This window comes from Actinomadura soli, assembly GCF_005889715.1.
Lineage (GTDB): Bacteria > Actinomycetota > Actinomycetes > Streptosporangiales > Streptosporangiaceae > Spirillospora > Spirillospora soli.
Genome location: NZ_VCKW01000180.1, coordinates 1 through 18,448 on the forward strand (window position 1 = coordinate 1; position 18,448 = coordinate 18,448).

Consider the following 18,448-nt stretch of genomic DNA (forward strand, 5'->3'; position numbering starts at 1 on the left):
GCATGGACGCGTCCCGGTAGCCGGGCCGGCCGTCCTCGAACGGCAGGCGCGGCGGAGGCGGAGCCGGACGGTCCGGGCTCGGCGGACGGCGGCCCGGGGTGCGCGGGCGCGGCGCGGCGGCACGGCCCGGGGCCGTCCTGCGCGGGGCCGGCCGCCCTCGGCCCTGGCGGCTCACCGGCGGCCTCCGGGGGCCGCCGCCACGGTGTTCATCAGGTTCCACGGTTCATCGGGTTCCACGACCGCGCAGACTACTGCCCGCCGGCCGGTGACACGCCCGCGCGCGGCCGGATCACTGCCCCGGGGTCCCGGTGGAGGCCAGGTCGAGCCGCCCGTAGAGGAAGTCGGCGGCGTTCTCGATGACCAGGCTCACATCGATCATCTCGTTGAGCGAGGCGGGCTGTGCCCCGCCGGCCCGCTCCACCAGCGTCAGCACCGCGTAGTGGCCGTAGGTCCTGGCGTAGGCGGCGCTGAACCCGGCGCCGGTCGCGGGCACGCCGGGCGCCTTCAGCAGGGTCGGCCAGCCCGCCTTCGTCCGCGGGTCGAGGTCGCGCAGGATCTGCTTGACGCCCTCCACCCCCGACAGGTTGATCACGACGAAGTGGCCGACGTGCTTCTTGTCGGCGCTCACGTACGCGGAGCGGACGATCTGGTTGCAGCCGAACTTGGCGAGATCGCCCTGCAGGCGGGCGCCCCAGGTCGCGGCCTTGCAGTCGGAGCTCAGGTCGGACGCGGCGAGCGAGAAGGAGTACCCCGTGGACTTCAGGCTCTTGGCCGAGAACGCCTCGCCCTCGGTGATCACGCGGCCGTCGGCGGACCGCTCGGAGATCGAGCGGAACCCCTCGCCGTTGTAGTCGGGCGTGTACGCGGTCGGGAGGACCTCCCGGGGGGCGGCCTGCTCCTTCGTCCCACCGCCGGTCAGCAGCATCACGGCCACCACCGCGACGACCACGGCGACCAGCGCGGCGGCCGCGCCGAACAGCAGCTTCGGGCTGGAGAGCCGGCGGCCGGGCTTGTCGTCGTCCGGCCAGAAGTCCCGCCCGCGGCCCCTGCCCGGGGTCTCGCGGGAGCCTGTGTCACGAGCCTCGATCACGACCGGGAGCTTAGCGGCCCCGGCGCCCTCCGCGTGGCCAAAAGGGCGTTTCATCCAGATTCCTTGGCGGACGGGCAGGCCATCGGCCGGACCGTTCCGCTCAGCCCGTTCCGATCAGCGCGCCGACCCCGTAGGTGATCCCCGCGGCGGCGGCGCCGAACAGCAGCTGCCGCGTCCCGCCGAACCACCAGGCGCGGGTCGTCACCCGCGACACCAGCGCGCCCGCGGCGAACAGGCCGAGCGCGGCGACGCCCGCCGCGGGCCACAGCGTGGACGCGCCCAGCAGATACGGCAGCACCGGCAGCACCGCCCCGACCGCGAACGACAGGAAGGACGAGCCGGCCGCCAGCACCGGGGAGGGCAGTTCGCCCGGCGTCACCCCGAGCTCCTCCTTGGCGTGCACCTCAAGGGCCTCGTCCGGGTCGCGGGACAGCTGCCGCGCGACCTCCGCGGCGGTGTCCGGGTCGACGCCGCGCGCCTCGAAGACCCCGGCCAGCTCCCGCTCCTCGGCCCCCGGGTGCCGGGCGAGCTCGCGCCGCTCGACCTCGATCTCCGCCTCGGCCAGCTCCGACTGGGACGCGACCGAGATGTACTCCCCCGCCGCCATCGAGAACGCGCCCGCGGCGAGCCCGGCGAGGCCCGCGAGCAGGACGACGCGCTGGCCCGCCTGGCCGCCCGCGACGCCCGCGATCAGGGCGAAGTTGGAGACCAGGCCGTCCATCGCGCCGAACACCGCGGGCCGCAGCCAGCCGCCGGTGACGTCGCGGTGCTGGTGGTGGCGCTCCGGGCGCACCCCGGTCATCCCGCTGGTCATCTCCTCCGCACCGGCCGCCCTCGCCGACTCCTACTTCCCGTCCTTGACGGGCTCCCCTTCGGGTTCCTGTTCCTCTACCCGCTCGGAGCCGGCCGCACCATCGCCCTGCGCGTCCGCCGTGTCGGCCTTGGTCGCGCCGGACTCCGACTCGGCCGCCGCCTCCGCGTCGACCTCCGTCTGCTCGTCCGAATCCGCCTTCTCGTCGGACTCAGGCTTCTTGCCGGACTCGGGCTTCTCGGGCTCCAGGACTTCGGTCGGCTCCGCGTCCTTCGGCTCGGTGCCCTCGTCCGTCTCCCCCTCGGCGGGGACGGCCGTGGCCGGGGCGCCGGACGCGGTCTCTTCCGCCGGACGGCCGACGTTCTCCGGCCCGGTGCGGTTGCGGGCCTGGTAGATGTAGGCGACCGCGCCCGCGAACAGGATGATCGACGCCCAGTTGTTCAGCCGCAGGCCGAGGATCTCGTGGGCCTCGTCGATGCGCAGCGCCTCGATCCAGGCGCGTCCCAGGGTGTAGGCGGCGACGTAGAGCGCGAACGCGCGCCCGTGCGTCAGCTTGTAGCGGCGGTCGGCCCAGATGACGAGGATCGCGACGCCGACGCACCACAGGAACTCGTACAGGAACGTCGGGTGGTAGGTGGCGATATCGGCGTACTTGGGGTCGAGCGCGGGCCCGCCGTCCAGCACCGGCCGGTGGTTCTCGTCGATCTCGATGGCCCAGAAGGCGTCGAGCGGCCGTCCGTACAGCTCCTGGTTCCAGTAGTTGCCCCAGCGGCCGATGGCCTGCGCGAGGACGATGCCCGGCGCCACCGCGTCGGCGAGCGCGAGCCAGGAGATCCCGCGCCGCCGGCAGCCGATGAGCGCGCCGACCGCGCCCAGCCCGATCGCGCCCCAGACGCCGAGACCGCCCTTCCAGATCTCCAGCGCGCGCAGCGGGTCGCCGTCCCCGCCGAAGTAGCGCTGGTAGTCGGTGAGGACGTGGTAGATCCGCCCGCCGACCAGGCCGAACGGCACCGCCCACACGGCCACGTCGACGACCACGCCGGGGGCGCCGCCCTTGGCGGCCCAGCGCCGTTCGCCCACCCAGACCGCGACGACGATGCCAAGAATGATCATGACGGCGTAGGCGCGGATCGGGACGGGCCCGAGGTGCCAGACACCCTGCGAGGGACTCGGAATATAGGCCAGCGGCTCCATGCCCGCAGACGTTACCGCCTCCGGGGCGCGGATCGCGCCGTCTCCGCTACGCCGCCGGGTCGCCGCCGATCGCCGTCCCCGAGCGGGTGGCGCCGGGCGCCCGGACCCCGGCCGCCGCGGCGACGGCCTTCTTCAGCGCGTCCGGCGAGCCGAGGACGTCGGCGTCGACCTTCCGGCCGTTCAGCGCCAGGTAGGGGGTGGCGTCGACACCGGCCCGCCCGGCCTGTGCGCTCGCCTTCTCCACCAGGTCGATCTTCTGGGAGCCGTTGACGCAGGCGGCGAACGCCGGGTCGGCGGCACCCCCCTCGGCGCCCCAGTCGATCAGGTCCGCGTTGCTGAAGCCGGTGTCGCCCTCGAAGGGCTGCTCGGCGAAGAGACGGTCGTGGTACCGGACCCAGTTCTCGACCGGGACGCAGGCGGCGGCGTTCGCGGCCCGCCGCGAGTTCGACATCAGCGGTTCCTGCTGGAAGAGCTGGAACGGGCGGTAGACGACCTTGGCCCTGCCCTCGGCGGCGAGCTGCTTGAGCGTCCCGCCGAGCCTCATCTCCAGCGCCTTGCACGCGGGGCACTGGAAGTCCTCGTAGACATCCAGGACGGGGGCCGTGACGCCCGGCCGCGCCATCGCGACGGCGCCGAACTGCTCCCTGGACGCCGGTGCCAGCGGCCCCTTGTAGGAGTCCTCGAAGGTCTCGCCCCCGCTGTTGCGCGATACGGCCACGACCACCACCGCGACCACGACGGCCGCCGCGACGACCCCGCCGAGGACGACCACCAGCAGCCGCTGCCGCCGCCCCCGGGCCGCGGCCCGCGCCTGTTCGTCCCCGAGCCGCCGGCGTGCCGAAAGCCCGCTCCCCTGCTCGCTCATCGATCCCCCGATCGCCACTGTGCGTGATTGGTCGCGCACCTGAGCGTAGCGGGACGGGACGGCTCCGGACGGTGAGAAACACCGCGCCGCGCCGTCCCCGCCGGATGGGAGGGGACGGCGCGGCGCTCGGCGCGTCGGTCAGGGGCGGAGCGTCACTTGCCGGCGGCGCGGGCCGAGTCGATGGCCGCCCGTAGGCCACCGGGGTTCATGGCCTGGTTCGTGTCGAGCTTCTGGCCGTTGAGGAACACCGTCGGGGTGCCGTCGACGCCGCGGGTCTGCAGGGCGTACTTGGTCATCGCGTCGACCTCGGGCTTCTTCTGCTCGTCCCGCACGCACTTCTCGAAGTTCGCGTCGGTGACGCCGACGTCCTTGCCCCACTTGACGAGGTCGTCGGGGGAGAAGCCCTCGTCGCCCTCGGCGGGCTGGAACCGGTAGAGCGTCTCCTGGTAGGAGACCCACTTGTCGGCCGGGACGCAGAGCGCCGCCGCCGCCGAGCGCAGCGAGTTGGTCTTGATCGGGTCCTTCTGCTGGCCGAAGAGGTGGAACGGCCGGTAGACGACCTTGACCTTGCCCTCCAGCGCGAGCTGCTGGACGGTCTTGCCGGTGGATTCCTCGAACTGCTTGCAGATCGGGCACTGGAAGTCCTCGAAGATCTCCAGCTCCGGCTTGGTCACCCCGGCCTTGGCCATGACGATGGAGCCGTCCGCCTGGCGGCTGAGCGGCGCGAGCGCGCCCTTGTGGGCCTCGGCCCGCCCGCTCTTGCGCTGCTGGTCGATGATCAGAACGGTCCCGACCACGATGACCGCCACCGCGACCACCGAACCGAGGACGATGGCCAGCAGCCGCCGCTGCTTGGAACGCGACTCCTGCCGCTTGCGCTCAGCGGCCAGGCGCTCCCGCGCGGACCGCTCCCGTGCGGCCTTGCTCATGGGGTTTCTCCTATTGCGTATGGGCCGCGCCGGCACCGTGCGGCGCGGTCACGGCGAGACTAGTCGACTTGACCGATCCGCCGGAATTCGTCGATGAGAACGAGAAGGAAGAGCAGGACGGTCACGACGTGCACCCCGGTGCACCACAGGCAGATTTTGTGCAGGATTGCCAATTCCACGGTGACCAGGTAAACGACGAAGAGCACGCCGACCGACACGCTCGCGACCCGTCCCCAGCGCAGCGGCGGCCAGGTCGACCGCAGCGCCCACGGGGTGATCAGCGCGGCGAACGAGAGGAAGAACGCCAGGCCGAGCAGCGGCATCGGGATCCCGGCCAGCGTCGAGTACTCACTCGTCGTGACCGCGTGGCAGTCGACGGTCTTCGACGCCGAGCACACCAGCGACCCTTCGTTGTAATGCGCGACCGTCAGGTAGACCGAGATCCCGGCCCCGGCGATCGTCAGGATCCAGGCCGTGACCTGGAACCATGCGGGCGGCAACGGCGGCGCGGCCGTACCGGCCTCGTCCTTCGCCGTCATCTCTTGCGTCATCGTGATCCTTCCAGGACCGTCTCACCCGGCGAACACACCTTACGGGAGAGCGGCGGCAGCACAAGCACAACACGGAGGCGGCATCCGCGAGATCGCGCCCCCGCGCGCACCCCGCCCGCGGGCCGGTCGTCAGACCCGCACAACACGCCCGCCGAATGATCGTCAGACCGCACAACCCGGGCACCGCACGCCGGGCGGTCAGCGGGTTGCGCGGACGCCTTCGGCCAGTTCCTCGGTGAGCGCGCGGACGCCGGCCAGGCCGGACGCGAGGTCGGGCGCGTCCAGCAGGCGACGGACGAACGCTGATCCGACGATCACACCGTCCGCGAACCGGGCGACCTCGGCGGCCTGCGCGCCGTTGCCGACGCCGAGCCCGAGCCCGACCGGCAGGCCCGTCCCGGCCTTGTCGATCACGGCGCGGGTCCGCTCCACCAGGCGCGGGGCGCCGGTGTCGACGGCCGTGCGGGCGCCGGTGACGCCCATCAGCGACGCCGCGTACACGAACCCGCGGGACACCCCGGTGATCTTCTCGATGCGCTCGTCGGTGGAGCTGAGCGCGACGAGGAACACCCGGTCGAGGCCCTGGCCCCCGCCGTGCGCGTCGGACGCCTCCAGCCAGGCGCCGCCCTCCTCCGGCGTGAGGTCCGGCGTGATCAGGCCGGCGCCCCCGGCCGACGCGAGATCGCGGGCGAACGTGTCGACGCCGTAGTGGTCGACGGGGTTCCAGTACGTCATGACGAGGGTGGGGACGCCGGTGGCGGCGACGGCCTCGACCGTCCGGAACACGTCGGCGACCCGGACGCCGCCGACCAGTGCCTGGTGGACGGCGTCCTGGATGGTGGGGCCGTCCATCATCGGGTCGGTGTAGGGCAGCCCGATCTCGATCACGTCGCAGCCCGCGTCGACCATCGTCTTCAGGGCGTCGATCGCGCCGTCGCGGGTGGGGAACCCGGCGGGCAGGTAGCCGACGAGCGCGGCGCGTCCCTCGGCCTTGGCCTTGTCGTAGGCGGTCTGAGCGCTCACTCGGCGTTCCCTTCCCGACCGGCCGGCCCCGACGTGCCGCCTCGGTCCTCGGAGATGAGGCCGAAGAAGCCGGCGGCCGTGTGCATGTCCTTGTCGCCGCGTCCGGACAGGCACACGAGGATCGTCGCGTCCGGCCCCAGCTCCGCGCCGGCCTTGAGCGCGCCGGCCAGCGCGTGCGCGGACTCGATGGCCGGGATGATGCCCTCGGTGCGGCAGAGCAGCGAGAACGCGTCCATCGCCTCCGCGTCGGTGATCTCCCGGTACTCGGCGCGGCCGGAGTCGCGCAGCCACGCGTGCTCGGGGCCGACGCCGGGATAGTCGAGGCCGGCGGAGATCGAGTGGGTCTCCTGGGTCTGGCCGTCCTCGTCCTGCAGGAGGTAGGTGCGCATGCCGTGGATGACGCCGAGGGAGCCGCCGACCAGCGTCGCGGCGTGCCTGCCGGTGGCGACGCCGTCGCCGCCCGCCTCGAAGCCGAGCAGCCGGACGGACTCGTCCGGGATGAAGGCGTGGAACGCGCCGATCGCGTTGGAGCCGCCGCCGACGCAGGCGACGACGGCGTCCGGCAGCGAGCCGGTCAGCTCCAGGCACTGCCGCCTGGCCTCGACCCCGATGATCCGCTGGAAGTCGCGGACCATCATCGGGAACGGGTGCGGGCCCATCACGGAGCCGATGCAGTAATGGGTGTTCTCGACGCTGGCGACCCAGTCGCGGAACGCCTCGTTGCAGGCGTCCTTGAGGGTGCGGCTGCCGGTCGTCACCGGGACGACCTCGGCGCCGAGCATCCGCATCCGCGCGACGTTGAGGGCCTGCCGCTCGGTGTCGACCTCGCCCATGTAGACGGTGCAGTCCAGGCCGAGCAGCGCCGCGGCGGTGGCGGTCGCGACGCCGTGCTGGCCCGCGCCCGTCTCGGCGATCACCCGGGTCTTGCCCATCCGCCGGGTCAGCAAAGCCTGGCCGAGCACGTTGTTGATCTTGTGGGAGCCGGTGTGGTTGAGGTCCTCGCGCTTGAGCAGCACGCGGGCGCCCGCGTGCGCGGAGAAGCGCTTCGCCTCGGTCAGCAGGCTGGGACGGCCCGCGTAGTCGGCGAGCAGGCCGTCCAGCTCGGCGGTGAAGGCGGGGTCGTGCTTGGCGGTCTCGAACTCGCGGGCCAGCTCGTCCAGCGCCGCCATCAGCGCCTCTGGGGCGAACCGGCCGCCGAACGATCCGAAGTGGCCCGTGGCGTCGGGCACGGCACCGCGCGCGGTGTCGATGGTCATGGGAAACGCGTCCTGTCGTAGGAGAAGGGGCTTGTCACTGGGTCAGAGAGAAGCCCTGCCATCGCTCCCGGAGCGGTTCGACCTGCATACCCGTAGCCTATCCAGTCCCTTAACCGCTCTGCCGCAGCGCAGGGTGAGCGCCTGCGGCGACGAGGTCGGCGACCGCGGTGCGCGGGTCCTTGCCGATGACCAGGCTCTCCCCGACCAGTACGGCGTCGGCGCCGCTGGAGGCGTAGGCGAGCAGGTCGTGCGGCCCCCGGACCCCCGACTCGGCGATCTTCACGATGTCCTTGGGGATGCGCGGCGCGACCCGCGCGAACACGCCGCGGTCGACCTGCAGCGTCTTCAGGTCGCGCGCGTTCACGCCGATGACCTTGGCGCCCGCGTCGACGGCGCGGGCGGCCTCCTCCTCGGTGTGCGCCTCCACCAGCGGGACCAGCCCGATCGACTCGGCCCGCTCGACCAGCGACACCAGCGCGTCCTGCTCCAGCGCGGCGACGATGAGCAGGGCCATGTCGGCGCCGTGCGCCCGGGCCTCCCACAGCTGGTAGGACGTGACGATGAAGTCCTTGCGCAGGACGCAGACGCCGACGTTGGCGCGGACCGCGGCGAGATCCTCCAGGCTGCCGCCGAACCGCCGCCGCTCGGTCAGCACGCTGATCACCTTCGCGCCGCCGGACTCGTAGTCGCGGGCGAGGGCGGCGGGGTCGGCGATCGCGGCGAGCGCGCCCTTGGACGGGCTGCTGCGCTTGACCTCGGCGATCACCGAGACACCCGGCCCGCGCAGCGCGGCGAGCGCGTCCCGCGGGGCGGGGGCGGCCGCCGCCCGCTCCTTCAGGACGTCGAGCGGAACCTCACGCTGCCTTTCGGCGAGATCGGCCCGGACGCCCTCAACGATCTCGTCCAAAACGCTCAAGGTCGCAGGCCCCCCTATTTCAGGTCGTTCCGTGCACCGATCGTATCCGCCCTCTGGAACGCTCTCCGCATCCGGGGACCCCTCCCGCGGACGCCGCCTCTCAGGGCGCCAGCACCTCCGCGAACGGCAGGTTGCGGACGACCCAGTACACGGCGAGGACGCCGACGAACGAGTACACCACGACCGGCCTGAACAGAGCGGACCGCATCGGCATCCCACGCGCGCCCAGCACCGTCCACCGGACGAACATGTACCCGAACACCGGCAGCAGGACGAAGACCAGCGGATTGAACCCGAACGCCGTCCCCACGTCCCCGTGCGCGAGCGCGTGGACGAGCCGCATCATCCCGCACCCCGGGCAGTAGTAGCCGGTCATGGCCAGGAAGGGGCAGCTCGGGTAGTGCCCCGACTCATTCGGGTCCCGGAACGCCACCAGCAAGGCCCCCGCGGCGACCCCGCCCAGCACGAGCCCCTGCGGCAACAGCGTCCGCCGAACCGAGCCCGAAGCCACCCGAGTCATGCGTCCAGCCTAGGAGCCTGCATGGGACCTCTCATCTGTCCAGGACGTAGCCGACGCCCCGGACGGTCCTGATCGGGTTGCCCTCACCCAGTTTGGCGCGGAGCTGGGCGACGTGGACGTCGACGGTGCGGCTTCCGGCGCCGGCGCCGGGGCCCCAGGCCGCGTCGAGGAGCTGCTCGCGGGTGAAGACGCGGCCGGGATTGGCCATGAGGAATTCAAGGAGGTCGAACTCGGTGACGGTGAGGGTGACGCGGCGGTCGCCGATGACGGCGGTGCGGCCTTCCGGGTCGAGGGCGATGGCGCCGGCGCGGAGGGGGCCTGGCGTCTCGGCGGGGGCGCCGCCGCGGAGCGCGTCGGCGACGGCGCCGACCAGGACGCGGGGGCTGAAGGGCCGGTCGACGTGGTGCTCGCCGAGGGCGCGGGCGAGCGCGGGGTCCAGCGGGCCGGTCACGGCGATGACGGGCGCGGGACGGGCGGCCTCGGCGACGCGCCGGTAGAGGTCGGCGGGCAGCGCGGCGATCGACAGGTCGAGGACGACGACGTCCGGGCGCCCGCGCTCGGCGGCGGCGGGCGCCTGGCCGGGATCGGCCTCGATCTCGACGTCGAAGCCTTCGCGGGCGAGGTAGCGGCGCTGCAGTTCGGCGACGGCGGGGTCGTGCTCGACGACGAGGACGAGCCCGCCACCGTCGGTGGTCACGGCCGTCCGTTCTTCTGGGCGGTGGGGTCCTCGCCGCGGTCGAGGGACTTCCACATGGCGGACGGGTCGTCGTCAGCCGCGGGCTCGGGCGGTGCCGCGCGTTCGTAGCGGGCGGACATGCCGGGCCAGCGCGCTCCGCGCACCGCCGTGACGACGCCGGCGGCGACGAGGAGGACGCCGCCTGCGACGGAGACCGTCCACCAGAGGTTGACGTGCAGGGCGGGGTCGGCGCCGAGCTTGATCAGGGCGCTCTCGTCACCGGCCGCGGACAGCACGTTGGAGTGCTGGACGGCGGCGCTCGAGGCGTACGCGATGCCTGCGCCGAACAGCGCGATGAGAACGCCGACGCCCGCGCGCACACGGCCGCGGGTGGCGAAGATCGCGGCGAGGCCCGCGAGCCCGGCCCAGCCGAGCGCGCCGGACGCGCCGCCGAGGTCGCCGCCGGTGAGGCTCTGGCTGAACGGGGTGATGGCGTCCTCGGCCTTGACGGTGGCCCAGGTGCGGCCGGCGGCGAGGAGGACGAGACCGGCCCCGGCGGCGCACAGCAGCGCCGTCACGCCGCGCTCGCGCCCCGGGGTCATCGGGCCCCGCCCCGTCACAGGGCCGGTTCGGGGCGTTCGCCGACGACGGCGTCCAGGACGTCGGCGTCCCAGCAGGTGCGGTCGCCGGTGTGGCAGGCGGCGCCGACCTGGTCGACCTTCACCAGGATCGCGTCGGCGTCGCAGTCGAGCGCGACCGACTTGACCCACTGCTGGTGGCCGGAGCTCTCGCCCTTCACCCAGTACTCCTGGCGGCTGCGGGACCAGTAGGTGCAGCGGCCGGTGGTGAGGGTTCGATGCAGCGCCTCGTCGTCCATCCAGCCGAGCATGAGCACCTCGCCGGTGTCGTACTGCTGGGCGATGGCAGGCACGAGCCCGTTGGGGTCGCGCTTGAGCCGGTCAGCGATCTTAGGGTCCAGGTCGGACGGTCGAACGGACATGCGCCGATTCTATGGCAGTGCTCTCCTCCTTCGGGCCTGGCGGCCCTCCATCGTCGAGCACTGCGTGCGATCGCTGCATCGCTCCGACTCGCCTGGCGGCTCGCTGCGCGATCAGGTTTCTCGCAAGCTCGAAACCTGCCTTCGGACGCGATCGCAACGGTTCGGGTCGTCGCCTGGTTGCGGTCGGGGGCTGGGGCGTCACGCGAAAGGACCCGCCTTCCTTGCGGGGAGGGCGGGCCCTGACGTACGACTACGGGCTTTACAGGGGGACGACCTGGTCGGCCTGCGGACCCCGGTTACCCTGCGTCACCTCGAACTGGACGCGCTGGTTTTCGTCCAGCGTGCGGTACCCGGAGGTCTGGATAGCCGAGTAGTGCACGAAGACATCCGGCCCGCCGCCGTCCACGGCGATGAAACCGAAGCCCTTCTCGGCGTTGAACCACTTCACGGTGCCCTGCTGGGGCATGTCTTTCTCCTTGCGGCAAAACCTGGGCCCACACCTCGCGGGCCCGTGCGGTCGCTGCGGAACGCTCTCGCCCCCGGTACGGTCCCGGAAAAGCCAAAACGCCCGCTGCCATCAGTCCGCGGGCGTCTGAACGATCGAGAACCACGACTGCAACCGACCGACCCACCGTATCACCGGTTCCGCGTAAAGCGGAGGAGCCGCAAGCCTTGCGATTCACCTCTCCGCGAACCACGCCGTTACCTGGCCGTTAAAGACTCCAACCCGTCTCGGTCAGGGTCTTGACAGCGTCCGTCGCCCCGGTGATACGGACGTTCGCGACGTCGCGGCGGCCCAGTGCCCACAGGACGAGTTCGCCGACCGGACCATGGACGCGGACGGCGCCGCGACCCCGTCCGGACACGCGCACGCTCCTGCCGTCCGGCTGGACCAGCGTTACCCGAACATGAACTTTTCTTAGGACAAAGCGGGCAATTCTTATCCGTCGCCAGAGCAGTTCCTCGAGTTCCGGGGAGATCTCCCGAGGGTCCCAGTCGGGACGCGCGCGGCGGATGTCCTCATGGTGAACAAAGAACTCAACACCGTTGGCGATTTTGTCCACGCCGGGAAGCGCGTACGGCGAGAACTTCGGCGGTCCGAGCCGAATCCGTTCTACCAGACGGTCGAACGGAACGGCTCGCGCCGTGCGGCGCCGCACGCGCTCGGAGTAGAAGGACAGCGGTGGCAGAAGTATTCCCGGGGCGGCGTCGGGACGCCCTTCGCGCACGACCAGATGGGCGGCGAGATCGCGGGCGTCCCAGCCGGCGCACCTGGTGGCCGCGTCCGGCCCCGCCGCCGCGAGGGCGTCGGCCAGTGCCCGCCGCTCGCGCGGGACGGGCCCGTCCTCGGGGGTGCTCATCGCCTGATCGTAGGCCGGGGCGAGCGGGGCGGGAATAAGCGCGCGGGCCGGATGGTAGGCATATCCAGGCCCGCAAACCCCCACAACCCGGTCGCAGGGGGCATGTCCCCGGGCGCCAGCCGTGATCGAGGAGTCGCCGTGCCACCTGCGTCCAGACGCGTCAGCCCGCATGTCCTCCGGGAGGGCATGCGCGTGCTGTGGGTCGCGGTGAAGGCCGAGCCCCGGGTCTTCACCCTGTCGGTCCTCGCCAGCGCGCTGTACGCGGCGATGACCGTGGCGACCGCGACGGTGCTCGGCTGGGCGACCGAGGAGGTCGTGCTGCCGGCGTTCGAGTCGGGGGACACGACGGCCGGGTCGCTGGCCGTGGCCGCGCTGCTGATCGTCGGGGTGGCGCTGCTGAAGGCGGTCGGCGTGGCGGGGCGCCGGTTCTACGCGGGCCTCATGCAGTACCGCCTGCAGGCGGAGTACCGGCGCGCGGTCACCCGGCAGTACCTGCGGCTGCCGCTGGCGTGGCACCACCGGCACCCGACCGGGCAGCTGCTGTCGAACGCCAACGCGGACGTGGAGGCGGTGTGGGCGCCGATCGCGCCGCTGCCGATGGCCGTCGGCGTGGTGTTCATGCTGCTGATCTCCGCGGTGTCGATCATGGTCACCGACCTGGTCGTGGCCGGGGTCGGGTTCCTGGTCTTCCCCGCCGTCGCGCTGATCAACGTCGTGTACCAGCGGCGGCTGTCGCCGGTGGCGACCCGGGCGCAGCAGCTGCGCGCGGAGGTCAGCGAGGTCGCGCACGAGAGCTTCGAGGGCGGCCTGGTCGTCAAGACCCTCGGGCGGGAGGAGTCCGAGACGGAGCGGTTCACCGAGCGGGCGGAGGCGCTGCGGGACGCCAACGTCGCGGTCGGGCGGATCCGCGGCCTGTTCGACCCGGTGCTGGAGGCGCTGCCGAACCTCGGCGTCCTGGCCGTCCTGCTGATCGGGTCGATGCGGCTGGAGTCGGGCGCGATGTCGCCGGGCGACCTGGTGAACGTCGCGTACCTGTTCACGCTGCTGTCGTGGCCGATCCGGGCGCTGGGCTGGGTGCTGGGCGAGGTGCCGCGCAGCGTCGTCGGCTGGGAGCGGGTCCGGGGCGTCCTGGACGCGCGCGGCTCCCTCCCATTCGGGGACGGCTCGCTGAACGGCGGCGGGAAGGCGACGTCGCTGGAGGTGCGGGACGTCCGGTTCGCGTACGAGTCCAGGGCGGACGACGACGGGGCGGGGCGGCTCGTCCTGCACGACGTGTCGTTCGCCGCCACCCCCGGCCGGACGATCGCGGTGGTCGGCCCGACGGGCTCGGGCAAGTCGACGCTCACCTCGCTGCTCGTCCGCCTCGTCGACCCGGCGGACGGGACCGTCCTGCTGGACGGCGTCGACCTGCGCGACGTCGAGCGCGGCGGGGTCGCCGAGACGGCCGCGCTCGTCCCGCAGCAGACGTTCCTGTTCGACGACACCGTCCGGGGCAACGTGACGCTCGGCCTGGACGTCCCCGACGAGCGGGTGTGGGAGGCGCTCCGCCTCGCGCAGGCCGAGGGGTTCGTCGCGGCGCTGTCCGGCGGGCTCGACACGCGGGTCGGGGAGCGCGGGGCGACGCTGTCGGGCGGGCAGCGGCAGCGGCTCGCGCTCGCGCGGGCGCTGGTCCGGCGGCCCCGGCTGCTCGTCCTGGACGACGCGACGTCCAGCGTCGACCCGCAGGTGGAGGCGCGCATCCTGCGGAGCCTCCGGGAGGCCCAGTCCGCGGAGTCCGGCGGCGCGACCGTCGTGGTCGTCGCCTACCGCAAGGCGACGATCGCGCTGGCCGACGAGGTCGTCTACCTGGAGCACGGCCACGTCACCGCCCGCGGCACCCACGCGGACCTGCTGGAGCGCTCCGAGGGCTACCGCAACCTCGTGACCGCCTACGAGCGAGCCGAGGCCGAACGGGCGGAAGCGGAGCAGGCGGCGGTCGAAGGCGGCGAGGAGGCCCTGGCATGACGGTTGCCACTGGAACGGGGATCAGCGACACGTCGACGACGGAAGGCGCCCTGAGCACGCTCAAGCGCGGCGTCCTGCTGAGCCCGGAGTTCAGCGCCGGGCTGGCCGGGACGCTCGTGCTCGCGCTGCTGTCGACGGCCGGACGCGTGGTGGTGCCCATCGCCGTCCAGCAGACGATCGACAAGGGCCTCGGCAACGCGGGCGGCCCCGACATCGGGTTCATCCGGACGGCGGTCGCGCTGTGCGCGGTGGCCGTGCTGGTGACGGCCCTGTGCTCGTACCTGATGAACGTCCGGCTGTACAAGACGTCCGAGGGCGGCCTGGCGGGGCTGCGGACCAAGGCGTTCCGGCACGTGCACGACCTGTCGATGCTCACCCAGAGCGGCGAGAAGCGCGGCGCGCTGGTGTCGCGGGTGACCGGCGACGTCGACCAGATCAGCCAGTTCATGCAGTCGGGCGGGCTGATGTTCATCGTGTCGATCGGGCAGCTGGTCGTCGCGAGCATGCTCATGGTCGTCTACTCGTGGCAGCTGGCCCTGCTCGTGTGGCTGGCGTTCCTGCCGCTCGCGTGGGCGCTGCGGCACTTCCAGCGGATCCTGTCGGCCGCCTACATGGGGGTGCGGGAGAAGATGGGCGACCTGCTGGCGGCGGTCAGCGAGTCCGTCGTCGGCGCCCCGGTGATCCGCGCGTACGCGTCCGAGGACCGGACCGGCCGGCGCGTGGACGAGACCGTCGACGCCCACCGCGACGCCCAGACCCGGGCCCAGGCCATGGTGGCGCTGACCTTCCCGGTCAGCGAGCTGGTCGCCGCGGTCGCGACCGCCGCCGTGGTCATCGCCGGGACGCTGCTCGGCATTGGCGGCCACCTGTCGGCCGGCGAGCTGATCGCGTTCCTGTTCCTGGTCACGCTGTTCGTCAGCCCGATGCAGACCGCCACCGAGGTGTTCAACCAGGCGCAGAACGCGATCGCCGGGTGGCGGCGGGTGCTCGGCGTGCTGGACACCGTCCCGGACGTGGCCGACCCCGGCGACGCCGGCGAGACGCTGCCGCGCGGGCCGATCGAGGTGCGGTTCGAGTCCGTCGGGTTCGCCTACCCGGGCGGCCCGCCCGTCCTGCACGACGTGACCGTGGACATCGCGCCGCGCAGCCGCGTCGCGGTCGTCGGCGAGACCGGGTCGGGCAAGACGACGTTCGCCAAGCTGCTCACCCGCCTCATGGACCCGGTGTCCGGCCGGGTCCTCGTGGACGGCATGCCGCTGGACCGCGTCCGGTTCTCCTCGCTCCGCGAGCGGATCGTCATGGTGCCGCAGGACGGGTTCCTCTTCGACGCGTCCCTGGCCGACAACATCCGGTACGGCCGCCCGGACGCCTCCGACGCCGACCTCGTCCTCGCGCTGACCGAGCTGGGCCTCGCCGACTGGCTCGACGGGCTCCCCGACCGCCTGGACACGCCCGTCGGGCAGCGCGGCGAGTCCCTGTCGGCGGGCGAGCGGCAGCTCGTCGCCCTGGCCCGCGCCTACATCGCGGACCCGGACCTCCTCGTCCTGGACGAGGCCACCTCCGCCGTCGACCCGGCCACGGAGGTCCGCATCCAGCGCGCCCTGGACGGCGTGACCCGGGGCCGCACCGCGATCTCCATCGCGCACCGCCTCTCCACCGCCGAGGCCGCCGACGAGGTCATCGTCTTCGACGCGGGCCGCATCGTCCAGCGCGGCCCGCACACCGAGCTGGTCGATCAGGAAGGCGTCTACGCGGACCTCCACACGTCCTGGATCACGCAACGAACCCTGTAGCGACAGAGGGGTTTGAACCTAAGCCGGGGCCACGGGTCGGGCGGCCGGAGGCGCCCAGCGCCGGAGGTCGCCCGACCCGACGGCCGGGGGGCTGTTTCCCGAGACGCGCCGGCGGCTCGGGAAACGGCTGCCCGGCCGCAACGGGGGTTCCAGGGGGGCGCCCCCTGGACCAACAGGGAAAACGCAGCTAAAGCACTTGCCCGTTATCTGGTCTCGTGCGCATTCTGGCGGGGTGAGCAACGAGGTCGTGTTGGAATCGGCGGGCACGCTGCACGGTCAGCTGCAGCGGGGACTCGGAAGGGCCGCGCGGCGCGCGGCGGACAAGCCGGGTGCGGGCGAGTACGTCTACGACTGCATCCGGCGTGATCCACGGTGGGACCGCCAGTGCGAGTCGCGGCGGCTGTACTACGCCCGGTTGATGGTCGATCTCGAAATGTCCGCGGGGCCGGTGGCGGCGCACCTGTTCGACCCGTCCGACCAGGCCGACACCGACGAGTGGCGGGTCGATCTGGCGCTCGGCGTCCTCGCGGACCTGGTGCGGTTGAGCCGGCGGGAGGCCGCGGCGCCGCTGCGGCGGTACGCGGAGGAGGGCGCGCAGTGGTTCGACGCGGTCGAGGAATTGATCGATCTTGAGGACCCGGCACTGACCGTTGGTTTGGACGAGCTGGTCGCCGCGCGCTGCGACGAGTCGGATCTGGCGCTGCTGATCCCGGCGCACCACAATCCGGTGATCGAGTCGTGGGCGGCGCGGCAGCCGCGGATAGCCGAGGCCCTGGCGCGCCAGCGCGAGGCCGGCCGGGCGGCGCGCCGGGCGATGGTCGCCGCGCCCGGGCGGGACGCGCAGAGCGAGGCCGAGCTGCTGGACCTCGCCAGGCGCCGGGGCGAGGGCGCCATAGGGGCGATCTTCGAGCTGGGCCGCCGCCGGACGCTCGCGCTGCTCGACCTCGCGGAGGAACTGCTGCCGCAGCGGCCGAGCAGGTACGGCGGGGCGGTGTGCCGGGCGCTGCGGGAGTACGGGCCCGAGACGCTGCCGCGGGCGCGGGCGTGGGCGACGCAGCGGGGCGGTTGTGAGGACATGGGACTGAGCATCCTCGCCCGTTACGGCACCCGGCAGGACGTCCCGCTGTTGATGGACGAGCTGCACCTGGCCCTGGACCGGCGCGAATGGCGCGCCGCCGCCAGCCCGATCGAGGGCCTCGGACGCCTGCGCGCCGGTGAGGCCGTCCCGCTGCTGAAATCCGCTTGGACCGAATCAACGTACGCGTTCCTGAGACCCAGGATCTTGACCGCGCTGACGAGAACGGCCCCGCACACGGCCGAGTCCTACACCGTCGAGGGGCTGTGGGACTGCGAGGAGGGCGTCCGGCTGGAGGCGGCGCAGTTCGCGCCGCTCACCCGCGAGACGGAGATCCGCCTGCAGCGCCTGCATCACGACACGTCCGAGGAGCCCGGCGTCCGCGCGGCCGCCGCCGCCCGTCTCGTGACCTGAACCTTGGCGTCCGGATGAACCCCGCCGGGGTGCGGTGCGTATTCACCACCCGAATCGCGCATCACACCCCGGAGGAAGAGCGATGGGTTCCCGACACCATCTCGGCCTGATGAAACCCGCATTGTTGTGCGCCGCCGCCGTGGCACTGCCGCTGGCGGCCGGCTGCTCCGCGATCTCGGACGCGACGTCCGGCGGCGAGGGCGGCCAGGGCAAGGTCGCGAAACCGGCCAGCCTGGCTCAGCTCGCCCAGCAGACCAGCTGCTCGCTGACCGGCCAGCGGAAGGTGAAGGACCTGGAGCAGGGGAACTGCAAGAACTCCCAGGGCCGCTACGTCCTGCTCAGCTTCACCACCGACCAGGGCATGAACACCTGGCTGCACGAGGCCAGGCCGTGGGGCGGCGTGTACCTGGTGGGGGCGCGCTGGGTGGTGGTGAGCCAGGAACCGACCCTGCAGACGCTCCGCAAGGACCTGGGCGGCAAGATCGTCCACGGCGACAACCACGGGGGCGGCAACGGAGGCGGAGGCGCGAGCCACGGCACGGGCCACGGCTGACCCGGAACCCCAGGCCGGGGCTTAGGGCGTCCGAGCCTCGGTCTCCCGCTCGTCCTGGCCGCGCACCAGCAGGACGGCCCAGCGTTCGAGCGCGGGGCCGGTGCGCGCCAGGATCCGGCGCGCGGCCAGCCCGCGGCCGATCGTGCCCGGGTGGAGCAGCCTGTGGCCGGGGCCGTCGACGACGACCCGGACGGCCGCGACCGGACGGTTCCCGGCCCGCGCCGCGATCACGGCGGACTCCATGTCCGCCGCCCGCGCGCCCTGCGCCGCCCAGATCGCCCGCTCCTTCCCGCGGACGACGTGGTCGGTGGTCACCAGCGGCCCGACCTGCACGCTCAGGCCGTCCCGGATGAGCTCCTCGGCGAGCAGGCGCGGCGCACCGCACGGCACCGGCTCCGCGCCGGGTCCCATCCCCTG

At 72.8% G+C, this 18,448-nt stretch carries 20 protein-coding genes; 4 read left to right on the forward strand and 16 right to left on the reverse strand.

Going from position 1 to position 18,448, the window contains the following annotated elements; genetic code table 11:
- Nucleotides 1–289: 289 nt before the first annotated feature.
- From ETD83_RS28570 to ETD83_RS28640, 15 genes are all read right to left on the reverse strand, one after another.
- On the reverse strand, nt 290–1,144 hold the full coding sequence (locus tag ETD83_RS28570) for a hypothetical protein (RefSeq protein ID WP_138648313.1): 855 nt from the start codon (nt 1,142–1,144) through the stop codon (nt 290–292).
- A 46-nt stretch (nt 1,145–1,190) separates the two neighbouring features.
- The gene (locus tag ETD83_RS28575; protein WP_138648314.1) at nt 1,191–1,904 is read right to left on the reverse strand and encodes a VIT1/CCC1 transporter family protein; all 714 of its coding nucleotides are present in this window, start codon (nt 1,902–1,904) and stop codon (nt 1,191–1,193) included.
- A 30-nt stretch (nt 1,905–1,934) separates the two neighbouring features.
- Nucleotides 1,935–3,095, reverse strand: coding sequence for a prolipoprotein diacylglyceryl transferase (gene lgt / locus ETD83_RS28580; protein WP_138648315.1), 1,161 nt, complete (start codon nt 3,093–3,095; stop codon nt 1,935–1,937).
- 46 nt (nt 3,096–3,141) lie between these two features.
- On the reverse strand, nt 3,142–3,960 hold the full coding sequence (locus ETD83_RS28585; protein ID WP_138648316.1) for a DsbA family protein: 819 nt from the start codon (nt 3,958–3,960) through the stop codon (nt 3,142–3,144).
- Nucleotides 3,961–4,112: 152 nt separating this feature from the next.
- Entirely contained in the window at nt 4,113–4,889 is a 777-nt protein-coding gene (locus tag ETD83_RS28590) for a DsbA family protein (protein WP_138648317.1), read from the reverse strand.
- A gap of 59 nt (nt 4,890–4,948) precedes the next feature.
- A complete protein-coding gene (locus tag ETD83_RS28595; RefSeq protein WP_138648318.1) occupies nt 4,949–5,440 on the reverse strand; it encodes a vitamin K epoxide reductase family protein in 492 nt (163 codons plus the stop codon).
- Between the two features lie 198 nt (nt 5,441–5,638).
- The gene (trpA, locus tag ETD83_RS28600; RefSeq protein ID WP_138648319.1) at nt 5,639–6,463 is read right to left on the reverse strand and encodes a tryptophan synthase subunit alpha; all 825 of its coding nucleotides are present in this window, start codon (nt 6,461–6,463) and stop codon (nt 5,639–5,641) included.
- Entirely contained in the window at nt 6,460–7,719 is a 1,260-nt protein-coding gene (gene trpB, locus ETD83_RS28605; RefSeq protein ID WP_138648320.1) for a tryptophan synthase subunit beta, read from the reverse strand. The genes trpA and trpB overlap by 4 nt, the downstream gene beginning before the upstream one ends.
- Nucleotides 7,720–7,828: 109 nt before the next feature.
- Nucleotides 7,829–8,635, reverse strand: coding sequence for an indole-3-glycerol phosphate synthase TrpC (gene trpC, locus ETD83_RS28610; RefSeq protein ID WP_138648321.1), 807 nt, complete (start codon nt 8,633–8,635; stop codon nt 7,829–7,831).
- A 100-nt stretch (nt 8,636–8,735) separates the two neighbouring features.
- Nucleotides 8,736–9,155, reverse strand: a complete 420-nt coding sequence (locus ETD83_RS28615; RefSeq protein ID WP_138648322.1) for a DUF2752 domain-containing protein — start codon at nt 9,153–9,155, stop codon at nt 8,736–8,738.
- Between the two features lie 31 nt (nt 9,156–9,186).
- Nucleotides 9,187–9,852, reverse strand: a complete 666-nt coding sequence (locus ETD83_RS28620) for a response regulator transcription factor (protein WP_138648323.1) — start codon at nt 9,850–9,852, stop codon at nt 9,187–9,189.
- Nucleotides 9,849–10,433, reverse strand: a complete 585-nt coding sequence (locus ETD83_RS28625) for a Trp biosynthesis-associated membrane protein (protein ID WP_138648324.1) — start codon at nt 10,431–10,433, stop codon at nt 9,849–9,851. Before ETD83_RS28625 ends, ETD83_RS28620 begins: the two co-directional genes overlap by 4 nt.
- Nucleotides 10,434–10,447: 14 nt before the next feature.
- Nucleotides 10,448–10,831 (reverse strand): phosphoribosyl-AMP cyclohydrolase, encoded by a 384-nt coding sequence (gene hisI / locus ETD83_RS28630; RefSeq protein WP_138648325.1) that lies wholly within the window; start codon nt 10,829–10,831, stop codon nt 10,448–10,450.
- Between the two features lie 259 nt (nt 10,832–11,090).
- The gene (locus ETD83_RS28635; RefSeq protein WP_026405868.1) at nt 11,091–11,297 is read right to left on the reverse strand and encodes a cold-shock protein; all 207 of its coding nucleotides are present in this window, start codon (nt 11,295–11,297) and stop codon (nt 11,091–11,093) included.
- A 247-nt stretch (nt 11,298–11,544) separates the two neighbouring features.
- A complete protein-coding gene (locus ETD83_RS28640; RefSeq protein WP_138648326.1) occupies nt 11,545–12,192 on the reverse strand; it encodes a TIGR03085 family metal-binding protein in 648 nt (215 codons plus the stop codon).
- A gap of 102 nt (nt 12,193–12,294) precedes the next feature.
- Between ETD83_RS28640 and ETD83_RS28645 the strand changes: the two genes are divergently transcribed.
- The 4 genes from ETD83_RS28645 (at nt 12,295) to ETD83_RS28660 (ending at nt 18,031) form a co-directional block, all read left to right on the forward strand.
- Entirely contained in the window at nt 12,295–14,196 is a 1,902-nt protein-coding gene (locus ETD83_RS28645; protein ID WP_138648327.1) for an ABC transporter ATP-binding protein, read from the forward strand.
- Nucleotides 14,193–15,989, forward strand: a complete 1,797-nt coding sequence (locus ETD83_RS28650; protein ID WP_138648328.1) for an ABC transporter ATP-binding protein — start codon at nt 14,193–14,195, stop codon at nt 15,987–15,989. The genes ETD83_RS28645 and ETD83_RS28650 overlap by 4 nt, the downstream gene beginning before the upstream one ends.
- Nucleotides 15,990–16,221: 232 nt before the next feature.
- Entirely contained in the window at nt 16,222–17,478 is a 1,257-nt protein-coding gene (locus ETD83_RS28655; RefSeq protein WP_230421256.1) for a hypothetical protein, read from the forward strand.
- 82 nt (nt 17,479–17,560) lie between these two features.
- Nucleotides 17,561–18,031 carry a hypothetical protein gene (locus ETD83_RS28660; RefSeq protein WP_230421257.1) on the forward strand — a complete coding sequence of 157 codons (471 nt, stop codon included), beginning with the start codon at nt 17,561–17,563 and terminating at the stop codon, nt 18,029–18,031.
- Between the two features lie 21 nt (nt 18,032–18,052).
- Here ETD83_RS28660 and ETD83_RS28665 read toward each other — a convergent pair.
- Nucleotides 18,053–18,448: phosphorylase family protein (locus ETD83_RS28665; protein ID WP_230421258.1), on the reverse strand; the 396-nt coding region annotated here is incomplete at its 5' end.

Excerpts from the sequence above, each read along its gene's own strand:
- ETD83_RS28570 (WP_138648313.1), bottom strand. The coding sequence starts at position 1,144 with ATGAAACGCCCTTTTGGCCACGCGGAGGGCGCCGGGGCCGCTAAGCTC.
- ETD83_RS28575 (WP_138648314.1), bottom strand. The coding sequence starts at position 1,904 with ATGACCAGCGGGATGACCGGGGTGCGCCCGGAGCGCCACCACCAGCAC.
- lgt (WP_138648315.1), bottom strand. The coding sequence starts at position 3,095 with ATGGAGCCGCTGGCCTATATTCCGAGTCCCTCGCAGGGTGTCTGGCAC.
- ETD83_RS28585 (WP_138648316.1), bottom strand. The coding sequence starts at position 3,960 with ATGAGCGAGCAGGGGAGCGGGCTTTCGGCACGCCGGCGGCTCGGGGAC.
- ETD83_RS28590 (WP_138648317.1), bottom strand. The coding sequence starts at position 4,889 with ATGAGCAAGGCCGCACGGGAGCGGTCCGCGCGGGAGCGCCTGGCCGCT.
- ETD83_RS28595 (WP_138648318.1), bottom strand. The coding sequence starts at position 5,440 with ATGACGCAAGAGATGACGGCGAAGGACGAGGCCGGTACGGCCGCGCCG.
- trpB (WP_138648320.1), bottom strand. The coding sequence starts at position 7,719 with ATGACCATCGACACCGCGCGCGGTGCCGTGCCCGACGCCACGGGCCAC.
- ETD83_RS28615 (WP_138648322.1), bottom strand. The coding sequence starts at position 9,155 with ATGACTCGGGTGGCTTCGGGCTCGGTTCGGCGGACGCTGTTGCCGCAG.
- ETD83_RS28625 (WP_138648324.1), bottom strand. The coding sequence starts at position 10,433 with ATGACCCCGGGGCGCGAGCGCGGCGTGACGGCGCTGCTGTGCGCCGCC.
- hisI (WP_138648325.1), bottom strand. The coding sequence starts at position 10,831 with ATGTCCGTTCGACCGTCCGACCTGGACCCTAAGATCGCTGACCGGCTC.
- ETD83_RS28635 (WP_026405868.1), bottom strand. The coding sequence starts at position 11,297 with ATGCCCCAGCAGGGCACCGTGAAGTGGTTCAACGCCGAGAAGGGCTTC.
- ETD83_RS28640 (WP_138648326.1), bottom strand. The coding sequence starts at position 12,192 with ATGAGCACCCCCGAGGACGGGCCCGTCCCGCGCGAGCGGCGGGCACTG.
- ETD83_RS28645 (WP_138648327.1), top strand. The coding sequence starts at position 12,295 with ATGTCCCCGGGCGCCAGCCGTGATCGAGGAGTCGCCGTGCCACCTGCG.
- ETD83_RS28650 (WP_138648328.1), top strand. The coding sequence starts at position 14,193 with ATGACGGTTGCCACTGGAACGGGGATCAGCGACACGTCGACGACGGAA.
- ETD83_RS28660 (WP_230421257.1), top strand. The coding sequence starts at position 17,561 with ATGGGTTCCCGACACCATCTCGGCCTGATGAAACCCGCATTGTTGTGC.